Genomic DNA, 26,160 nt, shown 5'->3' with positions numbered 1-26,160 from the left:
CGATGAACACGATTCCCGGGGGGTACGAGACGCTGCTGGGCCGTCCGCTCTACGCCCACCTGGCAACCGTGCGCCCGGACGGTACGGTCCAGGTAAGTCCCATGTGGTTCGAGTGGGATGGCGAGGTGTTGCGGCTCAATACCCGACCGCAGCAACAGCGCTACAGGAACATGAAGGCCCATCCGCAGGTTGCACTGTCGATCATCGACCCCGACAACCCCTTTCGGTATCTCGAGGTTCGAGGCATCGTCGAGGAGTTCATCCCCGACCCCACCGGCGAGCACTACATGCGCCTCAACGCCGTCTACGACGGCCCGAGAACCGAGCCGCCGCGCGACCGTGTCACCTTCATCGTCCGCCCAACGTTCTTCAGCACAATAGCCGTCCAGCGGCAGCGGTGCGCCAGAGCGCACGGACCGATGCGTACCGAGCCGATTGCTGAATCATTGATCTGCGGATGAGCCGACTATAGGTTGCGCCAAAGCCCCCGTTGCGGGATCGATTGACGCGCCTCTAGCTTTTGGGAGTGAATTGACAGACGCACAGGACACGGTAGCCATTGCCCTCCGGGCACACATCGTCGTCGTCGGGCTCGGTGGTATCGGCGGTGGGATCGCCACCGCGCTGCTCGCGACTTACGGCTCCTCAACACCTATCTCGATCCCCGTCATGGTTATGGCCGCATGCACTGTCGCCGGTGTGACCTGGCCGAAGGAGACCAACCGCCGAGACCTCTTCGAATCCCCGCGGCTCGGTCAGCCGAGTCAGGCTGTCGATCACGAGTCGCTCTGACCGTGGAATCCCTTGCCAGAACGCAACAAAGGAGCCTGGTGAACCGACCTCAGCGCCTTCGCCCATCAACGATCGCCGAACTGCGTGAACTCATCGGCAAGCCACTTCCTCCCACGGCGTGGGTCACGGTCGGCCAAGAGAACATCGACGCGTTCGCCGACGCCACCGGAGACCACCAGTGGATTCACATCGACCCGACGCGGGCTGCCAACAGCGAGTTCAAATCAACTGTCGCACACGGCCTATACACACTGTCGTTGATCCCGGCGATGCTCGACACCATCATCTCGCTCGACGGCTTCGCTCACACCCTGAACTACGGATACGATAAGGTGCGGTTCCCCGCACCGCTTGCCGTCAGCTCACGGTTCCGCATGCATGCCGTCGTCGATTCGGTCGAAGCCGTTGGACCGGGGTCAGCGCACATGTTGACCACCGTGCGGTTCGATCGTGAAGGCAGCGACAAACCTGTGTGCGTGGCTGTGCAGGCGTCTCGATTCGTCGAAGGTCTAAACAGGTAATGACTGAGTGAGCCTCGCATCCGTGCCCGGCGTAGCTGATCGCAGCGTCGAAGTCTGCGGGCGTACTCAGTGCACGGGTGATCGCTCGGCGCCTCCTCATGCACTCGCCTCCGAGCGCCACCGCAGCGACGGCGTGCCCGGCCTCGTGGAACGCGATCGCGATGCGCGACCACTCCAATCTCGCGGATGCGCGCGGCGGGAATAGCCGCCCCACGCGCGGCCGACCGCCGCGTCGGCGGTGTTCCTGAAACTCGGCCTGCCGCAAGACCCGTCCAACTAACGAGAAAACCCGCTCCGACCGAGGTCGAAGCGGGTTCCCATACGTGGAGCTAAGGGGATTCGAACCCCTGACCCCCACACTGCCAGTGTGGTGCGCTACCAACTGCGCCATAGCCCCTCAAGTGGTGCCTGTCGAAGTTACACCAACTGGATCCACGGTTCAAAACAGCTGGTCACGGGACCTCTCCACCGGCCTCCGGACCCAGTGGGCGGGCCGGAGTGTGCTCCGTATCGCTGCGTGGCCGCGTCTCCGGTGCAAAAACCCAGAACACCGCCGCGGCCAGCAGGATGACACCGCTGACCGCGAACGCGGCCCCGTAGGAGAAGTGCAGCGCGATCTGCCCGACCGCGAGCGAACCGAGGATCGCACCGAAGTCCGACGTCATCTGGAATGTCGCGATGGCCGTGCCTCCGCGCGACTTGTTGCCCACGATGTCGGCGACGGCGGCCTGCTGTGGCGAGATGAAGATGCCGGTCGCCGCACCGGTGACGAATGCCGCGATCAGGAAGATGGGCAGCGAATCCGTGTAACCCACCAGCACGGTGGCGGCCGCGGCCACCGGCAGCCCGATCAGCAGGGGAATCCGCCTGCCGACCCGGTCGGATAGATAGCCGCTGGGCAACACGACGGCGACGTTCCCTATGGCGAACGTCGCCAGCGCCAATCCCGCCATACCCGGCCCGCGGCCCAGCACCTCGACGACGAACAGCGGGATCAGCGCGACGCGCAGGCCGAACGCCGACCAGCCCGTCGCGAAGTTCGACGCCAGCGCCGCGCGGTAGGCACGGTTGCGCAACGCGGCGCGCACGCTGAGGGCCGGCTCGGTCTGCTCGTCCGGCGTCGCGAGCGACGACTTGCGCAGCGTGACGAACACCACCGCGGCGGCGACCAGTAGCGCGACGCCGTAGATGACGAACGGCATCGACAGGCCCAGGCCCGCGGTGAGGCTGCCCAGCACGGGCCCGCACACCGAGCCGACCAGAAACGCAGAGGTGAACATGCCGGACACCCGGCCGCGCGCATCGGGCGGCGAGATCCTGATCATCAACCCCAGCGACGACACCGTGAACATCGCCGATCCGAGCCCGCCCAGCGAGCGGAACAGGAGCAGCTGCCAGTAGGTGTCGGCGAAGGCACACGCACCGGTGGACAGCGCCACGATCAGCAGGCCACTGACGTAGACGGGCCGCTCCCCCAGCCGCTGCACCAGCAGGCCCGCGGGCGGAGCCCCGACCAGACGCATCAGCGCGAAGGCCGTGATGACAAAGGTGGCTGCCGCGATGCTGACGCCGAAGTGGCGCGCGTACTGCGGCAGCACCGGCGCCACCACGCCATAGCCGAGCGCGACGACCGCGTTGCAGAAAATGAGGACCCAGACCTCGCGGGGCAGCTTGGCCTTCGGCTCCTGCTGACCCGAATCAATGGCCTGCGTACAGTCGGCCTCCGCGTCAGAACTCACGCTATGACTGTATTCACCACCTCGCGGGCCGCCTCCTGCACCTCCGCCAGATGCTCCGGCCCCAGAAAGGACTCGGCGTAGATCTTGTAGACGTCCTCGGTGCCGGACGGGCGTGCGGCGAACCAGGCGTTCTCCGTGGTCACCTTGAGCCCACCCAGCGGGGCGCCATTGCCCGGTGCCGCGGTGAGCTTGGCGGTGATGGGCTCGCCGGCGAGTTCGGTGGCGCTCACCTGCTCGGGTGCCAGCTTGGCCAGCCGCGCCTTCTGCTCCCGGTTGGCAGGCGCATCGATGCGGGCGTAGGTCGGCGCCCCGTATTGCTGCGCCAGCTCGGTGTAGCGCTGTGACGGCGTGGAGCCGGTCACCGCCAGGATCTCCGAGGCCAGCAGCGCCAGGATGATGCCGTCCTTGTCGGTCGACCACACCGTGCCGTCGGTGCGCAGGAATGACGCTCCCGCGCTCTCCTCGCCGCCGAATCCGATGGTGCCGCCGAGCAGTCCGTCGACGAACCACTTGAACCCGACCGGCACCTCGATCAGCTTGCGGTCCAGTCCCGCCACCACCCGGTCGATGATGGAACTGCTCACCGCCGTCTTGCCGACGGCCGTGGCGCCCGGCCACCCGGGGCGGTGGGTGTAGAGGTAGTCGATCGCCACCGCCAGGTAGTGGTTGGGATTCATCAGCCCACCGTCGGGTGTGACGATCCCGTGCCGGTCGGAGTCGGCGTCGTTGCCCGTGGCGATCTGGTAGTCGCCGATCTTGCCGATGAGTGAGGCCATGGCGTTCGGCGAGCTGCAGTCCATCCGGATCTTGCCGTCGGTGTCGAGTGTCATGAATCGCCACGTCGCGTCGACAAGCGGGTTGACCACGGTCAGTTCGAGTCCGTGCGTCTCGGCGATGGCGCCCCAGTAGTCGACGCTGGCACCGCCGAGCGGATCCGCGCCGATGCGCACACCCTCCGCCCGGATCGCATGGATGTCGACGACGTTGGGCAGGTCCTGGACGTAGGCGTTGAGGTAGTCGTGGCGCTCCGCCATCTGCATCGCGCGCGCCAGCGGGATGCGCTTCACGTCGGCGAGCCCGCCCCGCAGGATCTCATTGGCCCGCTTGGCGATAACGCCGGTCGCATCGGTGTCCGCGGGCCCACCGTTGGGCGGGTTGTACTTGAAGCCGCCATCGCGGGGCGGGTTGTGCGACGGCGTGACCACGATGCCGTCGGCCAGATCACTGTCCCGCCCGCGGTTGAACGCCAGGATCGCGTGGCTGACCGCTGGCGTCGGCGTGTACCGGTCGGCGGCGTCGACCATCGCCACCACGTCATTGGCGGCGAGCACCTCCAGGGCCGACCCCCACGCCGGCTCCGACAGCGCATGGGTGTCGCGGCCGATGAACAGCGGGCCCGTGGTGCCCTGCGCTGCGCGGTACTCGACGATCGCCTGGGTGGTGGCCAGGATGTGCGCCTCGTTGAACGCGGCATCCAGGCTGGAGCCGCGGTGCCCCGACGTCCCGAACGCCACCTGCTGGGCGATGTCGTCCGGGTCGGGGGCCACCGTGTAGTAGGCGGTGACCACATGGGCCACATCGATCAGGTCCTCGGGGCGCGCCGGTTGGCCGGCACGCGGATTGGCAGCCATGGGCACGATTCTGCTCCTCATCGGGCGGTCGCACCCTCCCGGCACCGAGAATTCAACTGGCCACGGTGTCCGCCGGAACGATCAGCAGCGGCGTTTTGCGAATCCCGATCAGGCGGTGTGCCACCGACTGGCCGAATACGGTGTCGAGGAATGAGATCAGGCCACCGCGCGGGCTCCCGATGACGACCATCAACGCCGAGTACTCGTCGGCGACCTTGGCGAGGAGTTCCGCCGGGTCGCCGTGCCCGCCGTGGTAGGTCCATGACGCGGCCAGCCCGTCCAGGAGCCGACGCGCCTCGGCCGCCTCGTCAGCGAGGGCGGCCTCCAGTTGCTGCTCCCAGTCGGCGGCATCAGGGTCAACGGGTGTGTCGTCGAGGTCGATGACGTGGACCACGTGGATGTGCGCCGTCAATCGGCGTGCCAACTCGACGGAGTAACGCAATGCGCCGGTGCTCGGACGATGTCCATCCCATCCGAGGACTATCGCGGCCCTCGGCTCTAGCCGGGGCTCTGGCCCCGCGCGGAATCGTGTGAGGGGGCCGGCGATTGACCGGTACACGTCGCTCATGTGATGGCTCCTTACCTAGGACAGAGTCCAGGCCAATACCAACCCCGCGATACACGCGCCCACTGAGGTCACCAGCGAACCGACGGCGTTGGCGAGCGCCTTGATCGAGTGCCGCTGCTCAGCGAGTCGTACCGTCTCGAAGCTTGCGGTGCTGAATGTCGTGTAACCGCCGCAGAATCCGGTGCCGACGATCTGTTGCAGGCTGTGCGGGGCTCCGTCGAAGATCACCAGCCCGGCCAGTACCCCCAGCAGCAGTGACCCGGTCACGTTGATGATGACGGTGGCCCACGGAAACGACACGGTCCGGCGATGCTTCACCGCGGCGTCGATGAGGAATCGCAGGAGGGCACCCGTGGCGCCGGCCAGCATCACGGCGAGGACCGTCACGACACCGACTCCGACCACGTTCTGCCGAGTCGGCCGGCGGCAACGATGCCCGTCCACGCGGCGATGATCCCCACGACGACGGTGCACACGCCGTACACGGCACCGAGCAGCACGTCACCATGACGACCCAGTAGCGAGACCTCGAGTGCCAGTGTGCTGTAGGTGGTGAAGGCGCCGCACAGACCGGTGCCTCCGAACAGCCGGATGCGCTGTCGCCAGCCGGCGTCGGGACCGACCATGGCGAGCATCTCCAGCAGCGCCCCGAGAACGAAGGCGCCGGTGATGTTGATGACGAAGGTGGCCCATGGCCAGGCCCCTGGCGGGGTGGGTACGGCCTGCTCGATCAGCCAGCGCAGTCCTGTGCCGATGACCCCGCCGGCGAAGACCCACGCCCACGCGGTCGGCCGAAGGTGGAGCGGACGCGCCGAGTCGGGGTCCAGGGGAAGCTCTGTGTGGGAATCCTGCCGTTCGGCGCCCATCAAGAATCCTCTCCGTCGGTATCGGAGTAGGAGCTATCAGCCGTCATCGGCGGTTCGGGTTCACCCAGGCGAGATCCATCGCCGCGAATGAGGCTATCAGTTCCCCTGTCCGGTGGGCAGGTTGGACAAGCCGGGGATTTGGCGTCCGTGTGGCGGAATCGATCAGCCAGGCACCCGCCCAGCAGGGGTAAGCCTAGCCTTGCCTAAAGCGGGCATGTACGGTTTCCCGCCATGGGAACCTCTACGCCCGAGTCGGTCAGCGCCGCCCTGACCGAGATCTTGCGCGACGACATGAACGTCGACGTCAGCCGGATCACCCGCGAGTCTCACCTCATCGACGACGTGGGCCTTGATTCGGTGGCGTTCGCCGTCGGAATGGTGGCCATCGAGGACAAACTCGGTGTCGCGCTGTCCGAGGAGGATCTGCTGAGTTCCGAGACGGTCGGCGACCTCGAGGCTGCAATTCTCGCGAAGATCCCTGCTGCGCAGAACAACTCATGAACGTCCTCGCGTCGGCCCTGTCGGAGGCGATGCGAGGAGCCAGGACAGACCTGGTCGTTCTGGATTCCGACGACGGTTCGTGGGCACACCATCCCTGGCAGGAGGTGCACACCCGGGCGGAGAACGTCGCGGCACACCTCACCGACGTCGACACCGACGCGGTGGGCCTGATCGGTGAGCCCAGTGTCGAGTTCCTCGCCGCCATTCCCGGCGCATTCTTCGCGGGCGCGGCACTGTCTATCCTGCCCGGGCCGGTGCGTGGCGCCGATCCCGCGCAGTGGGCCCAGGCCACGCTGGCGCGATTCCGTTCCATCGGCGTGCGCACCGTATTGAGCCACGGCACGTACCTGGATCTATTGCGCGGGCGCACAGAGTCCATCGCGCTGCACGACGTGAGTGAGATCGCCAACCCGCATCGATCAACGACCTTCCACGGCGCGGATGGCGGTGACGTCGCGATCCTGCAGGGCACGGCGGGCTCCACCGGTACCCCCAAGGCCGCCCGGATATCGCCCGCCGCGGCACTCGCGAACTACCGCGGGCTTATTCAACGGGTCAACGTCGATCACAACAGTCGAGCCCACAGCTGGCTGCCCATCTACCACGACATGGGCCTGGCCTTCCTGCTGACGAGCATGCTGGCTGGCGCCGACCTCTGGCAGGCCCCGACAACGGCGTTCGCGGGAAACCCGTTCGGCTGGCTGAAGTGGCTGACCGAGAGCCGGGCCACCATGACCGCGGCACCGAACATGGCCTACAACATCGTCGGCAAGTACGCCAAGATCGTCAACGACGACGTGGATTTGAGCCATATAGGGTTTGCGCTCAACGGCGGCGAACCGGTCGACTGCGCGGGCACCCAGCGCTTCGCCACCGAGATGGCCCGCTTCGGCTTCGACCCCACAGCACTCTCCCCGTCCTATGGCCTCGCCGAATCAACGTGCGCGGTAACCGTTCCCACCCCGTTCTCGGGTCTGGTGATCGATGAACCGACGGTCCGCTCCGACGGCGGTCAATCGACCCGAACGTTCGCGGTGCTCGGTGAGGCCATCCCCGGCATGGAGGTCCGAATCAACGCCGACCAACCACGGGACACCGAGGTCACCGGACGCGAGGTCGGCGATGTCGAGGTGCGCGGCACGTCGCTCATGACGGGCTACGTCGGTGAGGCACACATCGATCCGACTGTGTGGCTACCCACCGGCGACCTCGGCTATTTCGTGGACGGCGGCCTCGTCGTGTGCGGACGGGTCAAGGAACTCATCACGGTGGCGGGTCGCAACCTGTTCCCCACCGAGATCGAGCGGGTCGCCGCACAGGTCACGGGTGTCCGCGAGGGTGGCGTCGTCGCAGTCGGCACCGATGAGACCTCGGCACGCCCCGGCCTGGTGATTGCCGCCGAGTACAAGGGCACCGACGAGTCCGCGGCCCGCAGCGACCTGGTTGCCCGGGTCGCATCGGAATGCGGCGTGGTGCCAGCCGATGTCATCTTCATGAAGCCGGGAGCACTGCCCCGGACATCGTCGGGCAAGCTGCGCCGACTGGAAGTCAAGCGAAACCTCGAGGGAGCAGGCCGATGACGCTCGCCGAAGCAATGCCCATCCAGGACTTCAACGAGCTGCTCGACGTCGTGTTCGACGACCGCGTCACGCAATGGACCGCGGAGGCCGAGGAGACGGAACGCTTCCCGCGCAAACTGATTGAATACCTGGGCGAGGCTGGGGTGTTCGCGGCCAAGTGGCCGGACGGCAACCAGCAGTCCGACGTCGCGAAGGTCATCGCGCTCGCCAGAAAGCTCGGGCACCTTGGCTCAGCCGGCATCGGAGTCGGTGTGGGACTGCATGACTCGGCCATCGCAATCCTGCGGCGCTTCGGCAAGTCGGACTACCTCAAGGACATCGCCGAGCAGGCCATTCGCGGCGAGGCCGTGCTCTGCATCGGCGCCTCCGAACAGTCAGGTGGATCCGACCTGCAGATCGTCGGTACCGAGGTGCGGTCCGCACGTGATGGCTTCGAGGTCAAGGGCATCAAGAAGTTCGTGTCGCTCTCCCCGATCGCCGACCACGTCATGTGCGTGGCACGCAACATAGATCACGACCCGAACAGCAAGCACGGCAGCGTTGTCGTCATCGCTGTCCCGTTGGCGCAGTGCGATATTCAGGCTCCGTACCGCAAGGTCGGCGCCGGACCGCTCGACACCGCCGCCGTGCATATCGACACCTGGGTGCCCGCCGACGCCCTGGTCGCCCGTGCGGGCATCGGCCTGGCAGCGATCTCGTGGGGCCTGGCGCAGGAGCGGATGTCGGTGGCCGGCCTGGTGTCGTCGTCTGCGCAGCGCGTCCTCGGAATCACGCTGGCGCGCATGATGGCCAGGCGGCAGTTCGGCCACACGCTCTACGAACATCAGGCGCTGCGCCTGCGCATGGCGGACCTGCAGGCGCGCGTCGACATGCTGCGCTACGCCCTCGACGGTATCGCCGCGACGGGCAAGCTGGACCTGCGCACCTCCGCGGCGATGAAGGTCAGCGCCGCCCGCCTCGGCGAGGAGGTGGTCAACGAGTGCATGCACATCTTCGGCGGGTCCGGCTACCTGGTCGACGAGACCCCGCTCGGAAGATGGTGGCGGGACATGAAATTGGCGCGCGTGGGTGGCGGCACCGACGAGGTGCTGTGGGAACTGGTCGCTTCGGCGATGAAGCCCGACTACGACGGATACGCCGAGTTCAACCAGCTGCCCTAGTCGGGCGGCTGGGGAGCGTCCTCCGGGGTCCGCGGCAGCGCGTACAGCGCCATCCGCCGGTTCGCCATATCGTGTTCCCCGAGGAACGTGCAGTTCGCCCACTCGCAGATGGCTCGGGCGCCCGTGTTGCGGTGATCGGGGTCGAACATGATGCGCCTGCACTGCGGCTCGAGTTCGAAAAGGCTGGCCACCACGCGGGGTAGCAGGATCGGGGCGAACCCCCGGTTGACGAAACGCATGTCGGCGATCGCGGCGTGGAGGCCCAGGTCATACGGATCTGCGGTGTAGCGCGGCGCGATGGAGTCCTTGGCGGCTCGGTACACCTCGAGATAGGCGACGTCCTTGCCGCGAAACGCAACAACGAACGGACGCGAGTACTCCCCGGCGAGCTGAGCGCGCAGGTAGCCGCGCCACCAGCTCGGCGGGTTGTCGTACTCCCACGCCTCCGCGAGGTGCGGACGGTTCATCCACTCCGAGATCAGCTCGGCATCGGTGTCGGCGTCCGCGAGCCGGAAGTGATACGGCTCGGCCAGCACCGGAGTGGGAGGCGCTGGGACTGAAGCCACCTGCGCGGTGATCGACGTCAGCTCACGCGGCAGGACGGGCACCGCTTCCTCGATTTCAGTCATCTCGACACCCGAGAATACCGGACCAGGTAAGGGTAGCTTTACCTACCTTGCAGTTGCCATCAGCTGCGCCGGTGAATCCAGCCCGTAGCCGCGGCGAGCGTCGGTAATCTGCAGTTCGGCGGCATTTGGGGGGACCGTGACCAACGAACGGCGAGTGCTCGAACTCCGGATTCACGGGGTGAACAATACGTCGCCCGAATCAATGCTGGGGCTTGAGCCCAACCTCATCGAGAAGACCGCGGGCGATGCGCTGGGGAGCTTCTGGCGTCCCACCGAACAGGGTCGGACCAAGTCCGAGATTCCAGACGACATCGAGCGCGAGGCCTACTCGTGGGGCAGCATGGCACGCAGTTCCCTGGGCGGACCTTCGGGCTTCGGCAAGGTCCTGAGCGGACTGGCGCGAGTCGGCTGGACACTGCTGCTGCCGTTCGGTCTGGTGAACGTCGCCTACTGGACCCGCAGGTTCGACAAAGGACGACGACCGGGAGCACAACCGACACCACAACTGACGCCCCCCGCGACCACAGACGGGGACGAGGACGCGGACGACGAGGAGGGCTGGACCCGTGGCCACGGCGCGGCGTCGCTGCGCGTGGCCGGTCTGTTGATCACGCTGATGATGGCGGTCACCGCTTCGGTCATTGCCCTCGACCTCATCGCCGTCCAGTGCTATGTCGACCTCAGAACGACCGCCGCGGGCGCGGTGGTGTTCGACCCGACGAAGGTATGCACCGTCCTGCCGTCGTGGCTGGACTTCCTGACGGGAATGGGTCAGGCCAGGCGGCTCGCGTTGCTCAGCCTGGTGCCGGTGCTGCTGATCGGCGCCCTGCTCGGCCTGAGCACCGCCACTCGGCTCCGCTACGAACAGCCCGATCCCAAGTCGCTCGACGCCGAGGCAGCCAATGCGACCACCACCTGGCCGCTGCTGTCCGCCAAGGGATTCTGGGCGCACCGGGCCATCACCCGCGTGACGGCCCGACTGCACGTCGCCGCCACTCTGATGCTCGTCACGCTCAGCACCGCATGGCACTACGCCTTCGGGTTCGGATCGGAGTGCACGCGACGCGGCCAGCTCTTCGGCACGGCCTGTCTCGAACAGGTCATGGCGGGTGACACTCGGGTTCGGGCTGAGGCACTCATCGTGGTGGCCGGAGTCCTTGTGCTCGTGCTCGTGGTGGTGAGCATCGTCAAGCGCAGCGACTACGCCGTCGACGTCCCGATGCCGAAGAACACCAGCCGCATGCGAAGCCGAAAACCGCACGCGGACATCTTCTGGTCGGACTGGTTGCCGCTGCTGCTGAGCATCGCACTGTTCGTCATTCAGTCAGCCGTACTGGGGTTCACCCCGCCGACGGTCGAGCCGGCCGTCGCATTCCTCATGGGGGGGTCGGCGACACCCGCGATCATCCTCACCACGCTGCTCGCACTCGGTCTCTCGGCATTGATATGGCGACCCTTGACCGACACGCACTTTCGGCACGTGCCCGTCGTGCTCGCGCTGGTGTTGATCGTTTTGACGGGGCTCCTCGCATCCTGGCACTCGACGACCGCTCGATGGGTGGCCGGCGCGCTGATCCTCGTGGTCGTCGGACTCGTGCTGGGGATCCTGTACGCGCGTCGAAACACCTACGAGGCCTGGGGCGGTGCCGCGCCGGGAGTCTTCGTGCTACTGGCCACGCTGATGGCGATGCTGCTGTCGAGCGCGGTGGCGACGGCGGCGGGAAACTGGTTCAACGGGGCCAATTCCGCGGCATCCCTTGCCGACACGCTGGCGCCCAGGGCTGTTGAGAGGGGCCCCTGCCCGTTCCCCTGCATCACCGAACTCAAGCCGCCGAACCTCGAAGTGCCGCTGCCCTACGCGTGGTTCGGTGCGGCCTGTTTGCCAATCGCACTGCTGTTCGGCGGTGTCATCGCCGTGGTCGTGTACCGGTCGCTGCGGACATGGAGCGGTCGGACGACAGTGCCGGCCGGATCGGCCGGCGCGGGCGCCGGACTGCCCGACGACCCGCGCCCGTCGGTGTTGCAGCGTCGTAAGCTCGTCGCGATTGCACACCGGGCAGAGCCAATGGTCAAGTGGCTAGCCCTGTTTGGGACTGCCGGAATGATGACTGCGGTGGCACTGTCAGCGTTCGGCGACAAGCTGCAATCCCCCGATCGCCAGCTTCCCGAGTATCTACAGGCCAGCATCAACCTCGGCATGTGGGTGCTGGCGGCAGGCGGTCTTGGGGTCATCGGCCTGGCGGCGGGTGGCGCACTCGTCGGCGGTTCTCGACCATTGGGCCTGGCCTGGGATCTGATGTGCTTCCTGCCCCGAGCCGGGCATCCGCTGGCGCCGCCGTGCTATGCCGAGCGCGTTGTGCCCGAACTCTCCGAGCGGTGTAGGGACTGGCTGTCAGGGGCGGACGGGCGCACGATTGTGCTGTCCGCGCACAGCCTCGGCTCAGTGCTCGCGGTGGGCGTGCTGCTCTCCGAGCGCATGTTGCAGCCGCGGACCACGAACCCGCAGACCCAATGGATCGATGACGCGTCGCTGTTGTCCTACGGGAGCCAATTGCGTGCCTACTTCGGCCGAATCTTCCCAGAACTGTTGGGAACCGCGGTGCTTGGCATCCCCGCCTGCCGGTCGAGCCGCCTCGCGTCACCAGATCCCTGGCAGGACGAGGTCGACGCGGCGAACGCCGTGCCACCACCTGCGCGCCCCGAGGTGCACAGGAAGTCACTGCTCGGTCGACTAGGCGCAACAACGGATGTCCCGGCGACCCCACCACGATGGAAGAGCCTCTGGCGGCGCACCGACTACCTGGGCTTCCCGGTCTGGCGGTACCCGGTCGCCCCGAGCGCCGAACAGAACCCACTCGACGTCGTCGCCGCTGAAGTTGTTACCGTCGGCTACCTCGCCGAGATCCAAACGCACAGTGACTATCCGCGAACGCGCGCCTACCAAACGGCGTTCACCGAACTCACCGGGAAGGCCAGCGCTGTGAGCGACGATTCCGAACGAGACCGGGTGGCGGAACTTCGCCGGTGGGAGGACGCGGGCGCCACCTGGCAGGTGGTCGCACGCAACCGCCATGGCGTCACGGTGGTGATGCTGCGCTGCGACGGCGGCGAGGAGGTCGACCGGTTCACGTCGAACGACCCTCGGCTGCTCGAGTTCGTCGGCGGCTAGCCGCTCGCGCGCTCCAGGTAGGCAATGGCGCCGGCGGCGTCGTCAGCGGAATACACCAGATCAGCTAGGGACACGGGCAGGAAACCCTCGTCCTCCATCCGCCGAAGCTGCATCATCAAACCGTCGTAGAAGCCGGCAGTGTTCAGCAGCACGACAGGTTTGTCGTGCAGCTTGTGCTTGCGCAGCTCGAGGATCTCGGTCGCCTCGTCCAGCGTGCCCAGCCCACCCGGCATCACGACAATCGCATCCGACTTCGCGAGCAACTGCGCCTTGCGCTCGGCGAGATCCCGGGTGATCACCATCTCGTCGGCGTCCGTCCTCGCGAAACTGCGCAGGAACTCCACCGAGACACCGACCAGTCGTCCCCCGGACTCCCGGACACCGTCGGCGACCACCTTCATCAGCCCGGCATCAGACCCTCCCCACACCAGGGTGTGACCACCGCTGCCGACGAGTTCGGCGAATTCGCGTGCGGGGCGGGTATAGCGCTCGTCGAGGTCGGAGGCTGACAGGAAGACGCAGACGTTCACGTCGAGGGGCTATCGTCCACGATCGTCAGAATGCCAGACGCCGCGTTCAGCGCGGCGAGGGTTCGCTCGGCCGCGGTGTCGATGTGGACGCGCGGCGCAGGGGGAAGGTCGGACTCGTAGTACGTCCCCGGGCCGTAGAACCTGCCATATCGCACGACGACGCCGCGCACTGCGAGCACCGATTCCTCCAGCGAGGCGACGGCGTTTGACTCCGGTCCCGGGGGCATCGTCCACGCGATGCTCTGGGCCACCACCTTCGTGTGCTGCCAGTCCTCAACGGCGTCGAGGAGGTTACGCGTGCCCTCGGTCCGAATCCGCGCATTGAGCGACGAGTGCTTCGGCACATCCTCGAGATCGTCGGGGAGATCGGTCAGTTCGTGCAGCAGCAGGTCGGGCTCGAACGTGCGAACGGCACGTGCCAACCCCGGACGGTCGAAGACATCGCAGACGATCGGTTCCGCACCTGCGGCGGCCAACCGGCCGGCCTTGTCCGCCGACCTGGTCATGGCGCCGACCGTGTACCCGGCGCCGACGAGCAGTGGGACAAGGCGGGTGCCGATAACACCCGTGGCACCGGCGACGTAGATGCGCCTGCCCGACCGCGCCGCCGTGCTCATCGGTGGCCTATGACCGGGACAGCCGGGTAGCCGTAGGGATAGGGCCGCACGGCCTCCGGGAAGTCGCCGATCGCAGGGGGCGCGGGCGACGGGCACGCGACCGCCTCGCCTGCGACGACGCAGACCTTGGGCAGCGGACTTGGAGCGGCCTGCGCCGCCGGTGCGACACCGAGCGCGACGGTGGCGGCTACCGAGGCCGCCACCGCCGCGATGCGGATTGACTTGATGTCCATGGCAACGACGCTACGCCGCAATGGCCTACGTTACTGGGCAACTTTCGTTGCTATTTCATGGGCCATTCTGCCGGCTCGCAGCGGCCGCCCGGCCACCGACGAGGACACCAATGAGCAGCCCGACGAAGGGAACAGCGGCCAGGGCGGTGCTCAACGCGACGCTGCCCCCGGTGACGAGCGTGAAGTTCGACAACACCAACCACAGGCTGGCGAGCAAACCGAGACACGCCAGCCCGGGTGCCACGCGGGTCTGCCACGGCCGGCCACCGGCCGCGGTGCGATGACGCGCGAAGTAGACCAGCACCGCCACCGAGGTGGTGAGCATCAGCAGCACCATCCCGACGGTCGCCACACCGGCCATCGACCCGAACACCCCGACCAGCGGATCGACGCCGAACATCGCGAGCAGGCCCACGATGATGGCCGCGGTGACCGTCTGCACCACCGACGAGAACGCAGGCGAGTGATGCGTCGGGTGCACGGTGCCCAGCCTTGGCGGGAGCAGACCGCGGCCCGACAGCACGAACTGGTAGCGGGCGATCACGTTGTGGAAGGACAGCACACACGCGAACAGACTGGTCAGCAGAAGCACGTTGACGACATCACGGCCCACCCGCCCAAGCATCGCGTCAGTCGTGTCCAACAACATGTTTGCGTCGCCGTTCAGCGTCCGCTGCGCGGTCTCGGCGACCATGTCGGGGCCGATCGCCACCACGAACGCCCAGCACGTCAACGCATAGAACCCGCCGATGATGAGCACCGCCGCGTAGGTGGCGCGCGGAATCGTGCGCTCGGGGTCGCGCGCCTCGTCCCGGAACACCGCGGTCGCCTCGAAGCCGATGAATCCGGTCAGAGCGAACAGCACGGCTATGCCCAGCGTGCCGTCGGTGAACACCTCCGGCCGAAACGACTCAAGCGTCAGGCCGGACGGTCCGGGATTGGCGACGATGACCAGGTCGAGCAGCACGACGATGCCGATCTCGAGGGCCAGCGCGACACCGAGCACCTTGGCGCTGAGGTCGATGTGGCGGTACCCGAGCAGCGCGACGATCGCCAGAATCACCAATGAGTAGACGGGCCAGGGCACTTCGGGTCCACCGTAGAACCGCACCGTGTCGCCGATCGCCCACCCTATGTAGCCGTAGATGCCGACCTGGATCGCCGTGTAGGCGATGAGCGCCACGACCGCGATGCCGGTACCCATCCGGTGCCCGAGCCCCACTGTCACGTATGAGAAGAACGCGCCCGCCTCCGGCACGTGTGGCGTCATCGCGACGAAACCGATGATGAAGAGGAGCAACACGAGCGCCGCGATGAGGAAGCCGACCGGTGCACCCGCGCCATTGCCCAGGCCCATGGCCAGCGGCATGTTGCCGCCGATGACGGTCAGCGGTGCCGCCGCGGCGACCACCATGAAGACGACAGCGACGCTGCCCAGGCGCCCGGTGAGGCGTTGTCCCGCTTGGGGTGTGACATTCGTGGTCATCGGTTCTCCCCGATTCTGGTGTCTGCGAGGGCCTGCTGTAGCAGGTCGTGGTCAAGAGCGTGCGCGGTCATGCCGTTGCGGCCGCGCAGCGTGGTGGCGGCCACCATCGCGTTGAGGATGGCCTCCTCGGTGGCCTCGATCGTCAGGTCGAACAGGCGCGTCATGAGCTGTGGTGCAACCATTCGCAGCGCGATCTCGGGGCGCTGCACGTTCGCGTCCTCATCCCACGCGTACGGCGGGATACCGCGATTGCCCGTCGCGAACGCCAACATGAGATCACCGCTGTACTGCTCTCCGGTGCCACCCAGGTTCGCCACCGCGAGGGCGGCTCGCTGCGCCAACCGGGTGCACTGGTGTGGCAGCAGCGGGGCGTCGGTGCCGACGATCACGATGATCGAGCCCGAGCCCGGTTCGTATCGGGCGGGGGCGCCGGGCAGGGGCACGCGGTCGGGTCCGATCCGCTCGCCGACGGCGACCCCGTTGACCCGGAGTCGCTCCCGGCGCCCGTGGTTGGCCTGCACCAGGACACCGACGGTGTAGCTGCCCGTCGCGACGTCGGTGACCCGGGACGCGGTGCCGATGCCGCCCTTGAACTCGTGGCAGATCATGCCGGTTCCGCCCCCGACATTGCCCTCTTCGACCGGCCCACCGCTCGCGACGCGCAGGGCCTCGTGGACGTGCTCGGCGCGGACGTGGTGTCCGTTGATGTCATTGAGCAGACCGTCGTAGGTCTCCCCGACCACCGGCAGCGACCAGTAGACGCCCTCACCGCGCGCCTCGACCTGGGCGTCGACGAGTGCGTCGCGCACCACCCCGACGCTGTGCGTGTTGGTCAGCCCGATCGCCGTGGTGAGTTCGCCCGACTCCCGGATCCACTCGAGGCCGGTCATCTCGCCACTGCCGTTGAGCCGGTGTGCACCGGCGAAGACGGGTTCGCTCCAGATACCGGCGTGGGGAATCACCACGGTGACACCGGTGTGGACGTCGGGTGGGCCCTCACCATGGAGCGTGACGTGGCCGACGCGCACGTCGTCCACGTCTGTGATGGCGTTGTTCGGCCCCGTCGGGTGTCGACCGACGATGACGCCGAGATCTCGGGCGCGCATGGCATCCTCCGTGGCAGCGAGTTTTTTTCTCAGTTGGAAAATAATGCGCCTCGGTGGGCCCTCCCGCAAGCGAACGGACAGAATCGAGTCGCTTCGCGGCCTCGGCACAACGACCGTGGATCATGGACGCGTGGCCCGACCGAACCGGCAGATCGAACGACGCGAGGAGATCCTCGACGCGGCGATCGGCCTGATCGAGCGCCACGACCTCGCCACTCTGCGCATCGCCGACGTTGCCGCCGAGCTCGACCTCACCGCCAATGCCGTGCGCTACTACTTCAAGGACATGCCCGAGCTACTGACGGAGTTGGCGCTGCGCTCAGACGTTCGGTTCTACGACGATCGCATCGCGACTGCCGAGCGCACGGCCGACGTCTGCGAGCAACTGGCCCTCACCATCGCGGCCGGGCTGCCCACCGGTCCCGAAGACGCTGAGTGGCGGGCGATCTGGCGCGCCGTCCTCTCGGCCGGCTTCGAACTCGACCAGCGGCGGGAGGTGCAGGGGATCTACCACCGTCAGGTGAGCCTCTACACCCAGATCCTGAACGACGGGGCTGCCGCCGGGACGTTTCAGCTCGAGACCCCAGCCCGCGATGTCGCGATGACGCTGATGTCGCTGGAGGACTATCTCGGCTACCGAATCGTGGCCCGCGATCCGGACATGGACCGCCCAACCGCGTTGCGGCTCATGCGCGACTACGCTCAGCTCGCCACCGGCGCGCGGCTGCCGGCAACCGTCTGACCGAGGGTCGCATTCGAGGGTTTTCCCCCTTTCCGCCACGAACTCCCGCGTGCCACGCTTTCCCTGGGGCTGCGTACACACGCACACATCGCGAGTCGGGGGGCAAGCGAGATGAGGAACGGGGCGGACGTGCGCACGCGCGTCGACATGCAGGATCCGATGAGCGCTGACGCGGGGGCCGGTGCCCTCGACGCCTACACCGAGGCCACCGTCGGCCACCTCGACGTCGTGTTCCACGATCTCGAGTTCGAGCAACTGTGCGACCTGCAGGATGCGCTGCACGCGCTCGTGCGGGACGTACTGCACGGTGCGCTCGTCGACGGCGCACCATCGATCGCCGATGTGGCCGACATGGTCGAGATCCACTCCGCCGGAACCGCGGAGTGGGTGCGGACCCACGGCCACGGCGAGGCCTCCGACGTCGTCATGATGCTGTTGAGCGCCGTCGCGGTGGCGATCGCTTGGTGGACACACCGCCACCTGCGCCCACCGGTCGACAGCATCCGCACCCTCGTGATGGACATCGACGACGGCGACGCCTACCTGCTGCCGATCCCGGGTGGCGAACCATGCTTCTGCGACAGCGGCATGACCTTCGAGTCGTGCCACGGCCGCCGGACGCTGACCAAGTCAGCCTGATCTGGTCGACTGGGCCCTGAGCTCGCCAGGCCGATCCTCTCGCCCACGCCTCCCACACTCCTGGGTATAGTTTGCAATACTTAGGAATAAGGAGGCCGACCTGCGGCTTGTTCTCATTGACCGATGATGAGCCGACAAGCGAGGGAGACCACCGATGACCGTCGTGAAAGCCGCTGCAGTGCAAATGAGTCCGGTGCTCTATATAGCCGCGACGGAGCGGTCGCGAAAGTGGTAGACAAAATCCCCGATCCGCGGGAGATCCCCTTTCCCGGCGTCCGCATCCGGATCGAGAGCACCAAGAGTTTCGAGGATGTGCTCAACGCGCTGCTGGATGACGTCGGCCATGAGCCTGTGCCCCTCGACGACATCGCCACGCGATTTCCGGACTGGGAATCGTACGAACGCGAGGTGCGGTCTCACGTCGGGCCGGGTGGCTTCATGTTGTTCGCCGTCTGGAACCACGGCGGGTGGATCAAGAAGACCGGCATCGACCGCAAACTGATGCGGATCGTGATCGGCAATCCGCTGATCGCGATAACAATGCTGCGCCACGACGTGACGGCGGGCCTCTTCGCACCCGTTGAACTTCTCCTCTCGGAGGAGCCAGACGGCCGAAGTGCCCTGACCTACGTGCTGCCCTCGTCATTGATGGTGGTCGAACCCAACCCACCGCTACATGAAGCGGCGACCGCGCTGGACGCCAAACTGGCAGCGCTGGCGGAGGCGGTGACTGAGCACTGAGCCGAGCAGGCGGTCGGCATCAGTCCCGGAACACGACAGTCGTCGCACCGTTGGGCAGGATCCGCCCGGTGAGGTGATAACCCACGGCGTCCGCCAGTACCCGCCGCTCAATGTCCCGTCCCTTGCGGACGAGCTGCTCGGGGGTGTCGCGGTGCGACACCGGTTCGACGTCCTGAACGATGATCGGCCCCTCGTCGAGGTCGGCGGTGACGTAGTGGGCGGTGGCACCGATCAGCTTGACGCCCCGTGCGTGCGCCTGGTGGTAGGGCTTGGCGCCCTTGAATCCCGGCAGGAAAGAATGGTGGATGTTGATGGCCCGTCCAGCCAGTTGAGCGCACAGCTCGCTCGACAGAATCTGCATGTATCGCGCCAGGACCACGAGGTCGACGTCGTAGTCACGAAACAGCGCCGCGAGCTGCTCCTCCTGGGCTGCCTTGGACTCCGCGGTGACGGGGAGATGATGGAACGGCACATCGCCGAGGAGTACCCGCTCGAAGGCGCGCTTCGGGTGGTTGGACACCACCGCGACAACATCCATCGCGAGATCACCTGTGCGCCACCGGTAGAGGAGATCGAGCAGGCAGTGATCCTGCTGTGACACCAGGATCAACACGCGCATCCGATAGTCGCTCGGACGTAGCGTCCACTCGGCACCCAGCGAGTCGAGCACTCCCGACAACGCGGTGGCGTCGAAATCCGATTCCTCCGAGGTGAATTCGATTCGCGCGAAGAACCGTCCGGAGAACTCGTCGCTGAACTGTTGAGCGTCGGCGATGTTGCAGCGCGCCTCGAACAGCGACGTCGTGACCGCGCTGACAATGCCCGGCCGATCACCGCAATGCAGCGTGAGAATGTGTGAACGACTCATATCAACCACGCCCTACAGTCTCGCAACGACCACGACAAGGGCGACGACGCCGACGGCCGCGATGAAGCCGGCCATGATGGCCGATATCGAATAGGGCATCGGGCCGCCCTCCACCCGCAGCTCCTTCATCGCCTGCCGGTGCTGAATCGACGCGAGCGTGAGCCCCACCAGGCCGACGACGATCATCAGGAGCCCTACCAGCCATGGGCTGACGACGGCCCGATGAGCGTTTTCCTGAGCTTCCAGATACTGGAAGAACTTGAAGATCGTGAAGCCGAAGGCGATCAGCGAGGTGCACGTCCGGATCCACGCCATCAGCGTGCGTTCGTTGGCCAGGCGCGTGCGTTGCACAGCTAGTCGGGTGGACACATCGATCGGTTCGCCGGCCATGACTCAATCATGGCTCCTAACCCCAAAGCGCCAGCGGCCGGTCGGCGATTCATGGAAATATTGACTCGGCAATCGACCGTCGAAGGATGCGCATCATGAGCTTGACAGCACGATCCCGAAGGGGCCAAGACGGCCGAGGCTCGCGTCGCCGTGGCGCGCCAGTGACAAGGACAAACTGACTAATGGCGAAGGCATCCAAGAAGGGCGCGGGACGCAAGCCGACGACGAAGCAGGCCGCGGCCAAGAAGGCGGCGAAGGCCGCTCCCGTGCAGAAGGCAACCGGACAGGAGGCAGCCGAACCGCACGTCGCGCGTGAGCAACTGCCCATCCCCGATGCCAAGTACGTCGGGCTGACCACCTTCGACGCCAAGGATCCCAACACCAAGTACCCGCCGATCAGAGAGCTTCGTCCGCCCAAGGACGCACCGAACGTGCTGATCGTGCTGATCGACGACGTCGGGTTCGGCGCGTCCACCGCGTTCGGGGGCCCCTGCAACACTCCGGTCACCGAACGGCTCGCTGCGAACGGATTGAAGCTCAACCGGTTTCACACGACCGCACTCTGCTCGCCCACCCGCCAGGCCCTGCTGACCGGGCGTAACCATCACTCGGTGGGAATGGGCGCGATCACCGAGATGGCGACGTCGGCTCCGGGCAACAACAGCATCCGGCCCAAGGAGAAGGCGCCGATAGCCGAGACGCTCAAGCTGAACGGCTACTCGACGGCGCAGTTCGGGAAGTGTCACGAGGTGCCGGGCTGGGAGGTGACTCCCGTCGGGCCGTTCCACCAGTGGCCCACCGGTTCGGGCTTCGAGTACTTCTACGGTTTCGTCGGCGGTGAGGCCAACCAGTACTACCCCGGCCTCTACGAGGGCACCACCGCGGTCGAACCACCGCGCTCGCCAGAGGACGGTTACACCCTGACCGAGGACCTCGCCGACCACGCGATCACCTGGGTGCGCCAGCAGAAGGCGCTGATGCCCGACAAGCCGTTCTTCATGTACTTCGCCCCCGGGGCCACCCACGCCCCGCACCACGTTCCCAAGGAATGGTCGGACAAGTACAAGGGCAAGTTCGACGACGGCTGGGATGTCCTGCGGGAGAAGACGCTGAAGCAGCAGAAGAAGCTCGGCGTTGTGCCCAAGGACGCCGAACTCACCACGCGCCACGACGAGATCCCCGCGTGGGACGACATGCCCGACGAACTCAAGCCGGTCCTGGCCCGGCAGATGGAGATCTACGCCGGTTTCCTCGAGCAGACCGACCACGAGATCGGGCGCCTGGTCGACGCGATCGGTGATCTCGGCGTGCTCGATGACACGCTCATCTACCTGATCATCGGTGACAACGGCGCGTCCGCCGAGGGCACCATCAACGGCTGCTTCAACGAGATGACCACGCTCAACGGCATGCCGGGCATCGAGACCACCGAATTCCTCATGTCCAAGATCGACGACTTCGGCACCCCCGAGGCATACAACCACTACGCGGTCGGGTGGGCACACGCGCTGTGCGCGCCATATCAGTGGACCAAGCAGGTGGCGTCGCACTGGGGTGGCACCCGCAACGGAACGATCGTGCACTGGCCCAATGGGCTGAAGGACAAGGGTAAGTCCCGCAACCAGTTTCACCACGTCATCGACGTCGCCCCCACAATTCTGGAGGCCGCCGGCCTGCCCGCACCAACCCTGGTCAACGGGATCGCCCAGGCCCCGTTGGAGGGGGTCAGCATGTTGGGCACGCTGCGCGATGCGAAAGCCCCGGAAAACCATGACGTGCAGTACTTCGAGATGTTCGGCAACCGTGGCATCTACCACCGGGGTTGGACAGCCGTCACCAAACACCGCACACCGTGGAAGGCTGACGCCCCGCCGCCGTTCGACGACGACGTCTGGGAACTGTACGGGCCCGACGACTGGACTCAGTCGCGCGACCTGGCCGCCGATAATCCCGAGAAGCTCGCTGAGCTGCAACGCCTTTGGCTTATCGAGGCCGTCAAGTACAACGTCGTCCCGTTGGACGACCGCAGCTTCGAGCGGATCAATCCCGACATTGCCGGTCGCCCTCAGCTGATCCGCGGGAACTCGCAGCTGTTGTTCCCCGGAATGCGAGTCAGCGAGTGGTGCGTGTTGACACTCAAGAACAAGTCGCACTCGGTCACCGCGAACGTCGTGGTGCCGGAGTCCGGCGCCAATGGGGTGATCATCACCCAGGGCGGCAGTGTGGGCGGGTGGTCGCTGTACGCACACGAGGGCACACTGAGGTACTGCTTCAACTTCTTCGGCATCGAGCACTACATCATCGCCGCGGACAAGCCGATTCCGGCAGGAAAACACCAGGTGCGGATGGAGTTCGCCTACGACGGCGGCGGGCTGGCCAAGGGCGGTACCGTCACGCTCTACTACGACGGCAAACTGGTCGGGACGGGACGTGTCGAGCAGACCATACCGATGGGCTACTCAGCCGACGAGGCGTGTGACGTGGGTTCCGACTCGGGTTCCCCGGCATCACCCGACTACGGCCCCACCGGAAACCGATTCACCGGCGAGATCGAGTGGGTGCAACTCGACATTGGCGAGGACGGCCACGATCACCTGATCACCGCAGAGGACCGGTTCAACATCGCCATGGCACGCCAGTAGAGGTGCGACCGGTGACCGAATCAGATCGATCCGATATCAAGGCTGTGGTCCGCCGCAACACCGAACAAGTCCAGGGCCAAGGAGATTTCGCCCTATTCGACGAACTGTTCGCCGACGACTTCGTCGACCACACACCCCAGCCCGGGACCACCCCCGACAAGGCCGGCGTTCGCATCCTCTACAACCGCATGCGCGACGCGTTCACCGACTTCCGGCCCGAGATCCACTGGCAGACCGCCGAGGGCGACATCGTCACCACCTACAAGACCTACCACGGCATCCACACGGGTGAGTTTCTCGGTATCGCCGGCACCGGCACGACCATCCAATTCGAAACCGTCGACGCCATGCGCGTTCGCAACGGGAAGATCACCGACCACTGGGGAGTGGCCAACCTCTACTCCGTCCTCCAACAACTCGGGCGGCTACCCACCTGACCACGTGGACTGTTCACTGCGGCGTTCACCGTCGTGCCAGTTCGCCAGAAGCCGCAGAGACGTCTCGTCCGCCGAACCGGGTTCGGTGGTGTAGACGATGAGAATCTGATCCGGGTCGCCGGACGGGTTGAGTGCCTGGTATCTAACCGTGAGGTCCCCCACCAGTGGATGGTGGTAGGACTTGGTTCCCGTGGTCCGGCGCTCCACGTTGTGGTTGGACCACCAGGAGCGAAATTCGACCGACCTTATCGACAACTCACCGACCAGTGCTGACAGCTTCTCGTCATCGGGGTAGCGGCCCGCGTCCAGACGCAGCATCGCCACGGTGTCAGCGGCTACCTCGTTCCAGTTCGCGTACAGCTCACGTGCGTGTGGGTCGAAGAAGACGAATCGTGCCTGATTGCGCAACGGGGCGGGAAGTTCACGGAACTCGGTTATCAGGGCACCCGCCATCCGGTTGTGCGCCAGCACGTCGAGCCGCCTGCCGAGCACGAACGCCGGCGACCACACCTGGTCGAACATCTCCAGCAGACGGAGTGTCGCCACGTCCACCGACTGGGGCCGGGTCCGCCGTTTCCGTTGCGCAGCTTGTGGCTTGGCCAGCAGATGCAGATGCTGACGTTCGGCGTCGTTGAGCTGCAGGGCGGCGGCCAACGCATCGAGCACATCAGCAGATGCGCTGCGGCTGCGGCCCTGCTCCAATCGGGTGTAGTAGTCGACACTGACTCCGGCCAGCCTGGCCAGTTCCTCGCGCCTCAGCCCCGGCACACGTCTACGCGCGACGGCCCCGTCCAGCCCGACGTCGTGCGGGGTGAGCTGGGCGCGTCGCGCACTGAGGAATTCGGCCAGCTCGGTTGGCTTCCGGTCACTCATGTCTGCCAGTCTGCCGCGTTGGGGCCGCACCGCCGGTGCTTATGGTGGCCCATCTTGTCCCTGGATACTTCGGGCCAGGTTGACCCCTCAAATGCGCTGTTGAGAGCTGTTGTCTGGGATGCACACATCAACGCACTCTCGAAGGGAACGACCACATGTCCAACGACCAGAAGTCCACAGTGATCACCACGACCCCGCTGGCGGGGCGCGTCGCCATCGTCACCGGCGCCTCCAGCGGTATCGGCGAGGCCACCGCTGCCCGGCTGGCGACCCTGGGCGCGAAGGTCGCCATCGCAGCCCGCCGCACCGACAACCTCGACGCGCTCGCGGCGCGCATCACCGCCGCCGGGGGCACCGCACTTGCGCTGCCGCTCGACGTCACCGACCGGTCTGCGATCACGGCGGCCGCCCAGCAGGTCGCCGATCGGCTCGGACCAGTTGATCTGGTGTTCAACAATGCCGGCGTCCAGCTGATCTCAGCGGTAGAGGACCTCAGGTTCGACGACTGGCAGCGGCAGATCGACCTCAACATCACCGGGGTCATGAATGTCATCGGCGCGTTCGTCCCTCAGCTCATCAACTCTGCCGCTGAGGGCAAGCCGGCCGACCTCATCACCACATCGTCGATCGCGGCGACTCGTGTGTTGGAGAAGTTCTCGGTGTACTCCGGGACCAAGGCCTACGTCAGCCAGCTGACCCGGCTGCTGCGCGTCGAGCTCGGCCGCAAGATGGTCCGCGTCTCCACCATCGAACCGGGGATGGTGGATACCGAACTGCCACTCCATGTCACCGATCCCGACGCCTCCAAGTTGATGGCCGACCTCATCAACGACATCGACGTGCTCACCGCCGCCGACGTGGCCGAGACCGTCGCGTTCATCGCCTCGGTGCCCCGGCATGTCAACCTCACCGAGATCACCATCCTTCCCACCCAGCAAGCCGTCTAGGAGTAGGAACACCACCATGAGCAAGCACCCGAAGACAATCCTGATCACCGGTGCCAGCAGTGGTATCGGCGAGGCCACCGCGCTGCGGCTCGCCGGGGACGGTCACCGACTCCTCCTCGGCGCCCGCCGCACCGAACGCCTCGAAGCCCTGGTCGGGCGGATCGAGGCGGCGGGCGGTACCGCGTCGTTTCGCCGTCTTGATGTGACCGACGCTGCCGACGTGCACCGCTTCGTCGCCGACGCCGTGGCTGCCTACGGCGGGGTGGACGTCATGATCAACAACGCCGGCGTGATGCCGCTTTCGGCTCTGTCCGAGGACAAGGTCGACGAGTGGAACCGGATGATCGACGTGAACATCCGTGGTGTGCTGCACGGCATCAGTGCCGCGCTTCCCGTGATGCGGGCCAACGGCGGCGGGCACGTCGTGAATGTCGCGTCCATCGGCGCCCACGAGGTGGAACCGACCGCGGCTGTGTACTGCGCGACCAAGTTCGCGGTCTGGGCCATCTCGGAGGGGCTACGCAAGGAGCACTCCGGCGACATCAGGGTTACCGTCATATCCCCGGGAGTCACCGAATCCGAACTCGCCGAATCGATCTCAGATGAACACGCGCGCGACGCCATGCGGGAGTACCGGGCGCTCGCCATTCCGCCTTCGGCGATCGCCGATGCCATCGCGTTCGCGGTCGGTCAGCCCCCCGAGGTGGATGTCAACGAGATCATCGTGCGACCGGCTGCCAGCACGCACTAAAT

Annotated in this window: 27 protein-coding genes, 1 tRNA gene, 1 pseudogene and 1 riboswitch; of the genes and pseudogenes, 14 read left to right on the top strand and 15 right to left on the bottom strand. The window is 66.3% G+C overall.

Annotated features, from left to right (window positions below; translation table 11 throughout):
- Nucleotides 1–2: 2 nt before the first annotated feature.
- From ABIA65_RS18220 to ABIA65_RS18210, 3 genes and pseudogenes are all read left to right on the top strand, one after another.
- Nucleotides 3–374: pseudogene (locus ABIA65_RS18220) on the top strand (PPOX class F420-dependent oxidoreductase); the annotation flags it as partial.
- A 157-nt stretch (nt 375–531) separates the two neighbouring features.
- Nucleotides 532–792, top strand: coding sequence for a hypothetical protein (locus ABIA65_RS18215; RefSeq protein WP_354524439.1), 261 nt, complete (start codon nt 532–534; stop codon nt 790–792).
- Between the two features lie 38 nt (nt 793–830).
- A complete protein-coding gene (locus ABIA65_RS18210) occupies nt 831–1,313 on the top strand; it encodes a MaoC family dehydratase (protein ID WP_354524438.1) in 483 nt (160 codons plus the stop codon).
- A 324-nt stretch (nt 1,314–1,637) separates the two neighbouring features.
- Here the strand turns inward: ABIA65_RS18210 and ABIA65_RS18205 are convergent.
- The 6 genes from ABIA65_RS18205 to ABIA65_RS18180 all read right to left on the bottom strand — a co-directional run bounded on the left by ABIA65_RS18205 (nt 1,638) and on the right by ABIA65_RS18180 (nt 6,117).
- A tRNA-Ala gene (locus tag ABIA65_RS18205) sits at nt 1,638–1,710 on the bottom strand.
- 55 nt (nt 1,711–1,765) lie between these two features.
- Nucleotides 1,766–3,052, bottom strand: a complete 1,287-nt coding sequence (locus ABIA65_RS18200) for an MFS transporter (RefSeq protein WP_502919582.1) — start codon at nt 3,050–3,052, stop codon at nt 1,766–1,768.
- Nucleotides 3,049–4,683: a phosphoglucomutase (alpha-D-glucose-1,6-bisphosphate-dependent) gene (gene pgm, locus ABIA65_RS18195; protein ID WP_354524437.1), complete on the bottom strand. Its 1,635-nt coding sequence runs from the start codon at nt 4,681–4,683 to the stop codon at nt 3,049–3,051. Before pgm ends, ABIA65_RS18200 begins: the two co-directional genes overlap by 4 nt.
- A 52-nt stretch (nt 4,684–4,735) precedes the next feature.
- On the bottom strand, nt 4,736–5,251 hold the full coding sequence (locus tag ABIA65_RS18190; RefSeq protein WP_354524436.1) for a universal stress protein: 516 nt from the start codon (nt 5,249–5,251) through the stop codon (nt 4,736–4,738).
- 15 nt (nt 5,252–5,266) lie between these two features.
- On the bottom strand, nt 5,267–5,638 hold the full coding sequence (gene crcB / locus ABIA65_RS18185; RefSeq protein ID WP_241400173.1) for a fluoride efflux transporter CrcB: 372 nt from the start codon (nt 5,636–5,638) through the stop codon (nt 5,267–5,269).
- Nucleotides 5,635–6,117, bottom strand: coding sequence for a fluoride efflux transporter FluC (locus ABIA65_RS18180; RefSeq protein ID WP_354524435.1), 483 nt, complete (start codon nt 6,115–6,117; stop codon nt 5,635–5,637). Before ABIA65_RS18180 ends, crcB begins: the two co-directional genes overlap by 4 nt.
- 20 nt (nt 6,118–6,137) lie before the next feature.
- Nucleotides 6,138–6,209: riboswitch (Fluoride riboswitch) on the bottom strand.
- Between the two features lie 139 nt (nt 6,210–6,348).
- Here ABIA65_RS18180 and mbtL point away from each other — a divergent pair.
- The 3 genes from mbtL to mbtN are packed head-to-tail and all read left to right on the top strand — an operon-like array spanning nt 6,349 to nt 9,358.
- On the top strand, nt 6,349–6,618 hold the full coding sequence (mbtL, locus tag ABIA65_RS18175) for a mycobactin biosynthesis acyl carrier protein MbtL (RefSeq protein ID WP_241400175.1): 270 nt from the start codon (nt 6,349–6,351) through the stop codon (nt 6,616–6,618).
- Nucleotides 6,615–8,198: a long-chain-fatty acid--ACP ligase MbtM gene (gene mbtM / locus ABIA65_RS18170; protein WP_354524434.1), complete on the top strand. Its 1,584-nt coding sequence runs from the start codon at nt 6,615–6,617 to the stop codon at nt 8,196–8,198. The genes mbtL and mbtM overlap by 4 nt, the downstream gene beginning before the upstream one ends.
- Nucleotides 8,195–9,358 carry a mycobactin biosynthesis acyl-ACP dehydrogenase MbtN gene (gene mbtN, locus ABIA65_RS18165; RefSeq protein ID WP_354524433.1) on the top strand — a complete coding sequence of 388 codons (1,164 nt, stop codon included), beginning with the start codon at nt 8,195–8,197 and terminating at the stop codon, nt 9,356–9,358. Before mbtM ends, mbtN begins: the two co-directional genes overlap by 4 nt.
- Here the strand turns inward: mbtN and ABIA65_RS18160 are convergent.
- Entirely contained in the window at nt 9,355–9,987 is a 633-nt protein-coding gene (locus tag ABIA65_RS18160) for a GNAT family N-acetyltransferase (protein ID WP_354524432.1), read from the bottom strand. The two genes, mbtN and ABIA65_RS18160, sit on opposite strands and share 4 nt — an antisense overlap.
- 2,980 nt (nt 9,988–12,967) lie before the next feature.
- Here ABIA65_RS18160 and ABIA65_RS18155 point away from each other — a divergent pair.
- Complete coding sequence (locus ABIA65_RS18155) at nt 12,968–13,156, top strand: hypothetical protein (protein ID WP_241405765.1); 189 nt, start codon at nt 12,968–12,970, stop codon at nt 13,154–13,156.
- Here the strand turns inward: ABIA65_RS18155 and ABIA65_RS18150 are convergent.
- Genes ABIA65_RS18150 through ABIA65_RS18130 form a run of 5 tightly spaced genes read right to left on the bottom strand, consistent with a single transcriptional unit; the run spans nt 13,153 to nt 17,128 of the window.
- A complete protein-coding gene (locus ABIA65_RS18150) occupies nt 13,153–13,686 on the bottom strand; it encodes an LOG family protein (RefSeq protein ID WP_354524431.1) in 534 nt (177 codons plus the stop codon). The genes ABIA65_RS18155 and ABIA65_RS18150 overlap by 4 nt on opposite strands.
- Entirely contained in the window at nt 13,683–14,303 is a 621-nt protein-coding gene (locus ABIA65_RS18145) for an NAD-dependent epimerase/dehydratase family protein (protein WP_354524430.1), read from the bottom strand. The genes ABIA65_RS18150 and ABIA65_RS18145 overlap by 4 nt, the downstream gene beginning before the upstream one ends.
- Entirely contained in the window at nt 14,300–14,536 is a 237-nt protein-coding gene (locus ABIA65_RS18140; RefSeq protein WP_241400181.1) for a hypothetical protein, read from the bottom strand. The genes ABIA65_RS18145 and ABIA65_RS18140 overlap by 4 nt, the downstream gene beginning before the upstream one ends.
- A 55-nt stretch (nt 14,537–14,591) precedes the next feature.
- Nucleotides 14,592–16,022: an APC family permease gene (locus tag ABIA65_RS18135; RefSeq protein ID WP_354524429.1), complete on the bottom strand. Its 1,431-nt coding sequence runs from the start codon at nt 16,020–16,022 to the stop codon at nt 14,592–14,594.
- The gene (locus tag ABIA65_RS18130) at nt 16,019–17,128 is read right to left on the bottom strand and encodes a DmpA family aminopeptidase (RefSeq protein ID WP_354524428.1); all 1,110 of its coding nucleotides are present in this window, start codon (nt 17,126–17,128) and stop codon (nt 16,019–16,021) included. Before ABIA65_RS18130 ends, ABIA65_RS18135 begins: the two co-directional genes overlap by 4 nt.
- A 130-nt stretch (nt 17,129–17,258) precedes the next feature.
- Between ABIA65_RS18130 and ABIA65_RS18125 the strand changes: the two genes are divergently transcribed.
- The 3 genes from ABIA65_RS18125 (at nt 17,259) to ABIA65_RS18115 (ending at nt 19,250) form a co-directional block, all read left to right on the top strand.
- Nucleotides 17,259–17,870, top strand: coding sequence for a TetR/AcrR family transcriptional regulator (locus tag ABIA65_RS18125; RefSeq protein WP_241400184.1), 612 nt, complete (start codon nt 17,259–17,261; stop codon nt 17,868–17,870).
- 129 nt (nt 17,871–17,999) lie between these two features.
- Complete coding sequence (locus ABIA65_RS18120) at nt 18,000–18,509, top strand: SEC-C metal-binding domain-containing protein (protein WP_354524427.1); 510 nt, start codon at nt 18,000–18,002, stop codon at nt 18,507–18,509.
- Nucleotides 18,510–18,749: 240 nt separating this feature from the next.
- Complete coding sequence (locus tag ABIA65_RS18115) at nt 18,750–19,250, top strand: DUF302 domain-containing protein (RefSeq protein WP_354524639.1); 501 nt, start codon at nt 18,750–18,752, stop codon at nt 19,248–19,250.
- Between the two features lie 19 nt (nt 19,251–19,269).
- On the opposite strand, the gene purU is transcribed toward ABIA65_RS18115, so the two are convergent.
- Together purU and ABIA65_RS18105 are read right to left on the bottom strand one after the other, a co-directional pair.
- The gene (gene purU, locus ABIA65_RS18110; protein ID WP_354524426.1) at nt 19,270–20,118 is read right to left on the bottom strand and encodes a formyltetrahydrofolate deformylase; all 849 of its coding nucleotides are present in this window, start codon (nt 20,116–20,118) and stop codon (nt 19,270–19,272) included.
- 12 nt (nt 20,119–20,130) lie between these two features.
- A complete protein-coding gene (locus ABIA65_RS18105; RefSeq protein WP_241400188.1) occupies nt 20,131–20,508 on the bottom strand; it encodes a YidH family protein in 378 nt (125 codons plus the stop codon).
- Nucleotides 20,509–20,690: 182 nt separating this feature from the next.
- On the opposite strand from ABIA65_RS18105, the gene ABIA65_RS18100 reads away from it, so the two are divergent.
- Nucleotides 20,691–23,150 carry an arylsulfatase gene (locus tag ABIA65_RS18100; protein ID WP_354524425.1) on the top strand — a complete coding sequence of 820 codons (2,460 nt, stop codon included), beginning with the start codon at nt 20,691–20,693 and terminating at the stop codon, nt 23,148–23,150.
- Between the two features lie 11 nt (nt 23,151–23,161).
- A complete protein-coding gene (locus ABIA65_RS18095; RefSeq protein WP_241400190.1) occupies nt 23,162–23,587 on the top strand; it encodes an ester cyclase in 426 nt (141 codons plus the stop codon).
- Here the strand turns inward: ABIA65_RS18095 and ABIA65_RS18090 are convergent.
- A complete protein-coding gene (locus tag ABIA65_RS18090; RefSeq protein WP_241400191.1) occupies nt 23,576–24,460 on the bottom strand; it encodes a helix-turn-helix domain-containing protein in 885 nt (294 codons plus the stop codon). The genes ABIA65_RS18095 and ABIA65_RS18090 overlap by 12 nt on opposite strands.
- Nucleotides 24,461–24,615: 155 nt before the next feature.
- On the opposite strand from ABIA65_RS18090, the gene ABIA65_RS18085 reads away from it, so the two are divergent.
- Nucleotides 24,616–25,407: an SDR family oxidoreductase gene (locus ABIA65_RS18085; RefSeq protein ID WP_241400192.1), complete on the top strand. Its 792-nt coding sequence runs from the start codon at nt 24,616–24,618 to the stop codon at nt 25,405–25,407.
- A gap of 16 nt (nt 25,408–25,423) precedes the next feature.
- Nucleotides 25,424–26,158, top strand: a complete 735-nt coding sequence (locus tag ABIA65_RS18080) for an SDR family oxidoreductase (RefSeq protein ID WP_354524424.1) — start codon at nt 25,424–25,426, stop codon at nt 26,156–26,158.
- Nucleotides 26,159–26,160 lie beyond the last annotated feature (2 nt).

The organism is Mycolicibacterium sp. 624, assembly GCF_040548615.1.
Taxonomy (GTDB): domain Bacteria; phylum Actinomycetota; class Actinomycetes; order Mycobacteriales; family Mycobacteriaceae; genus Mycobacterium.
This window is presented reverse-complemented; position numbering and strand designations above follow the sequence as displayed.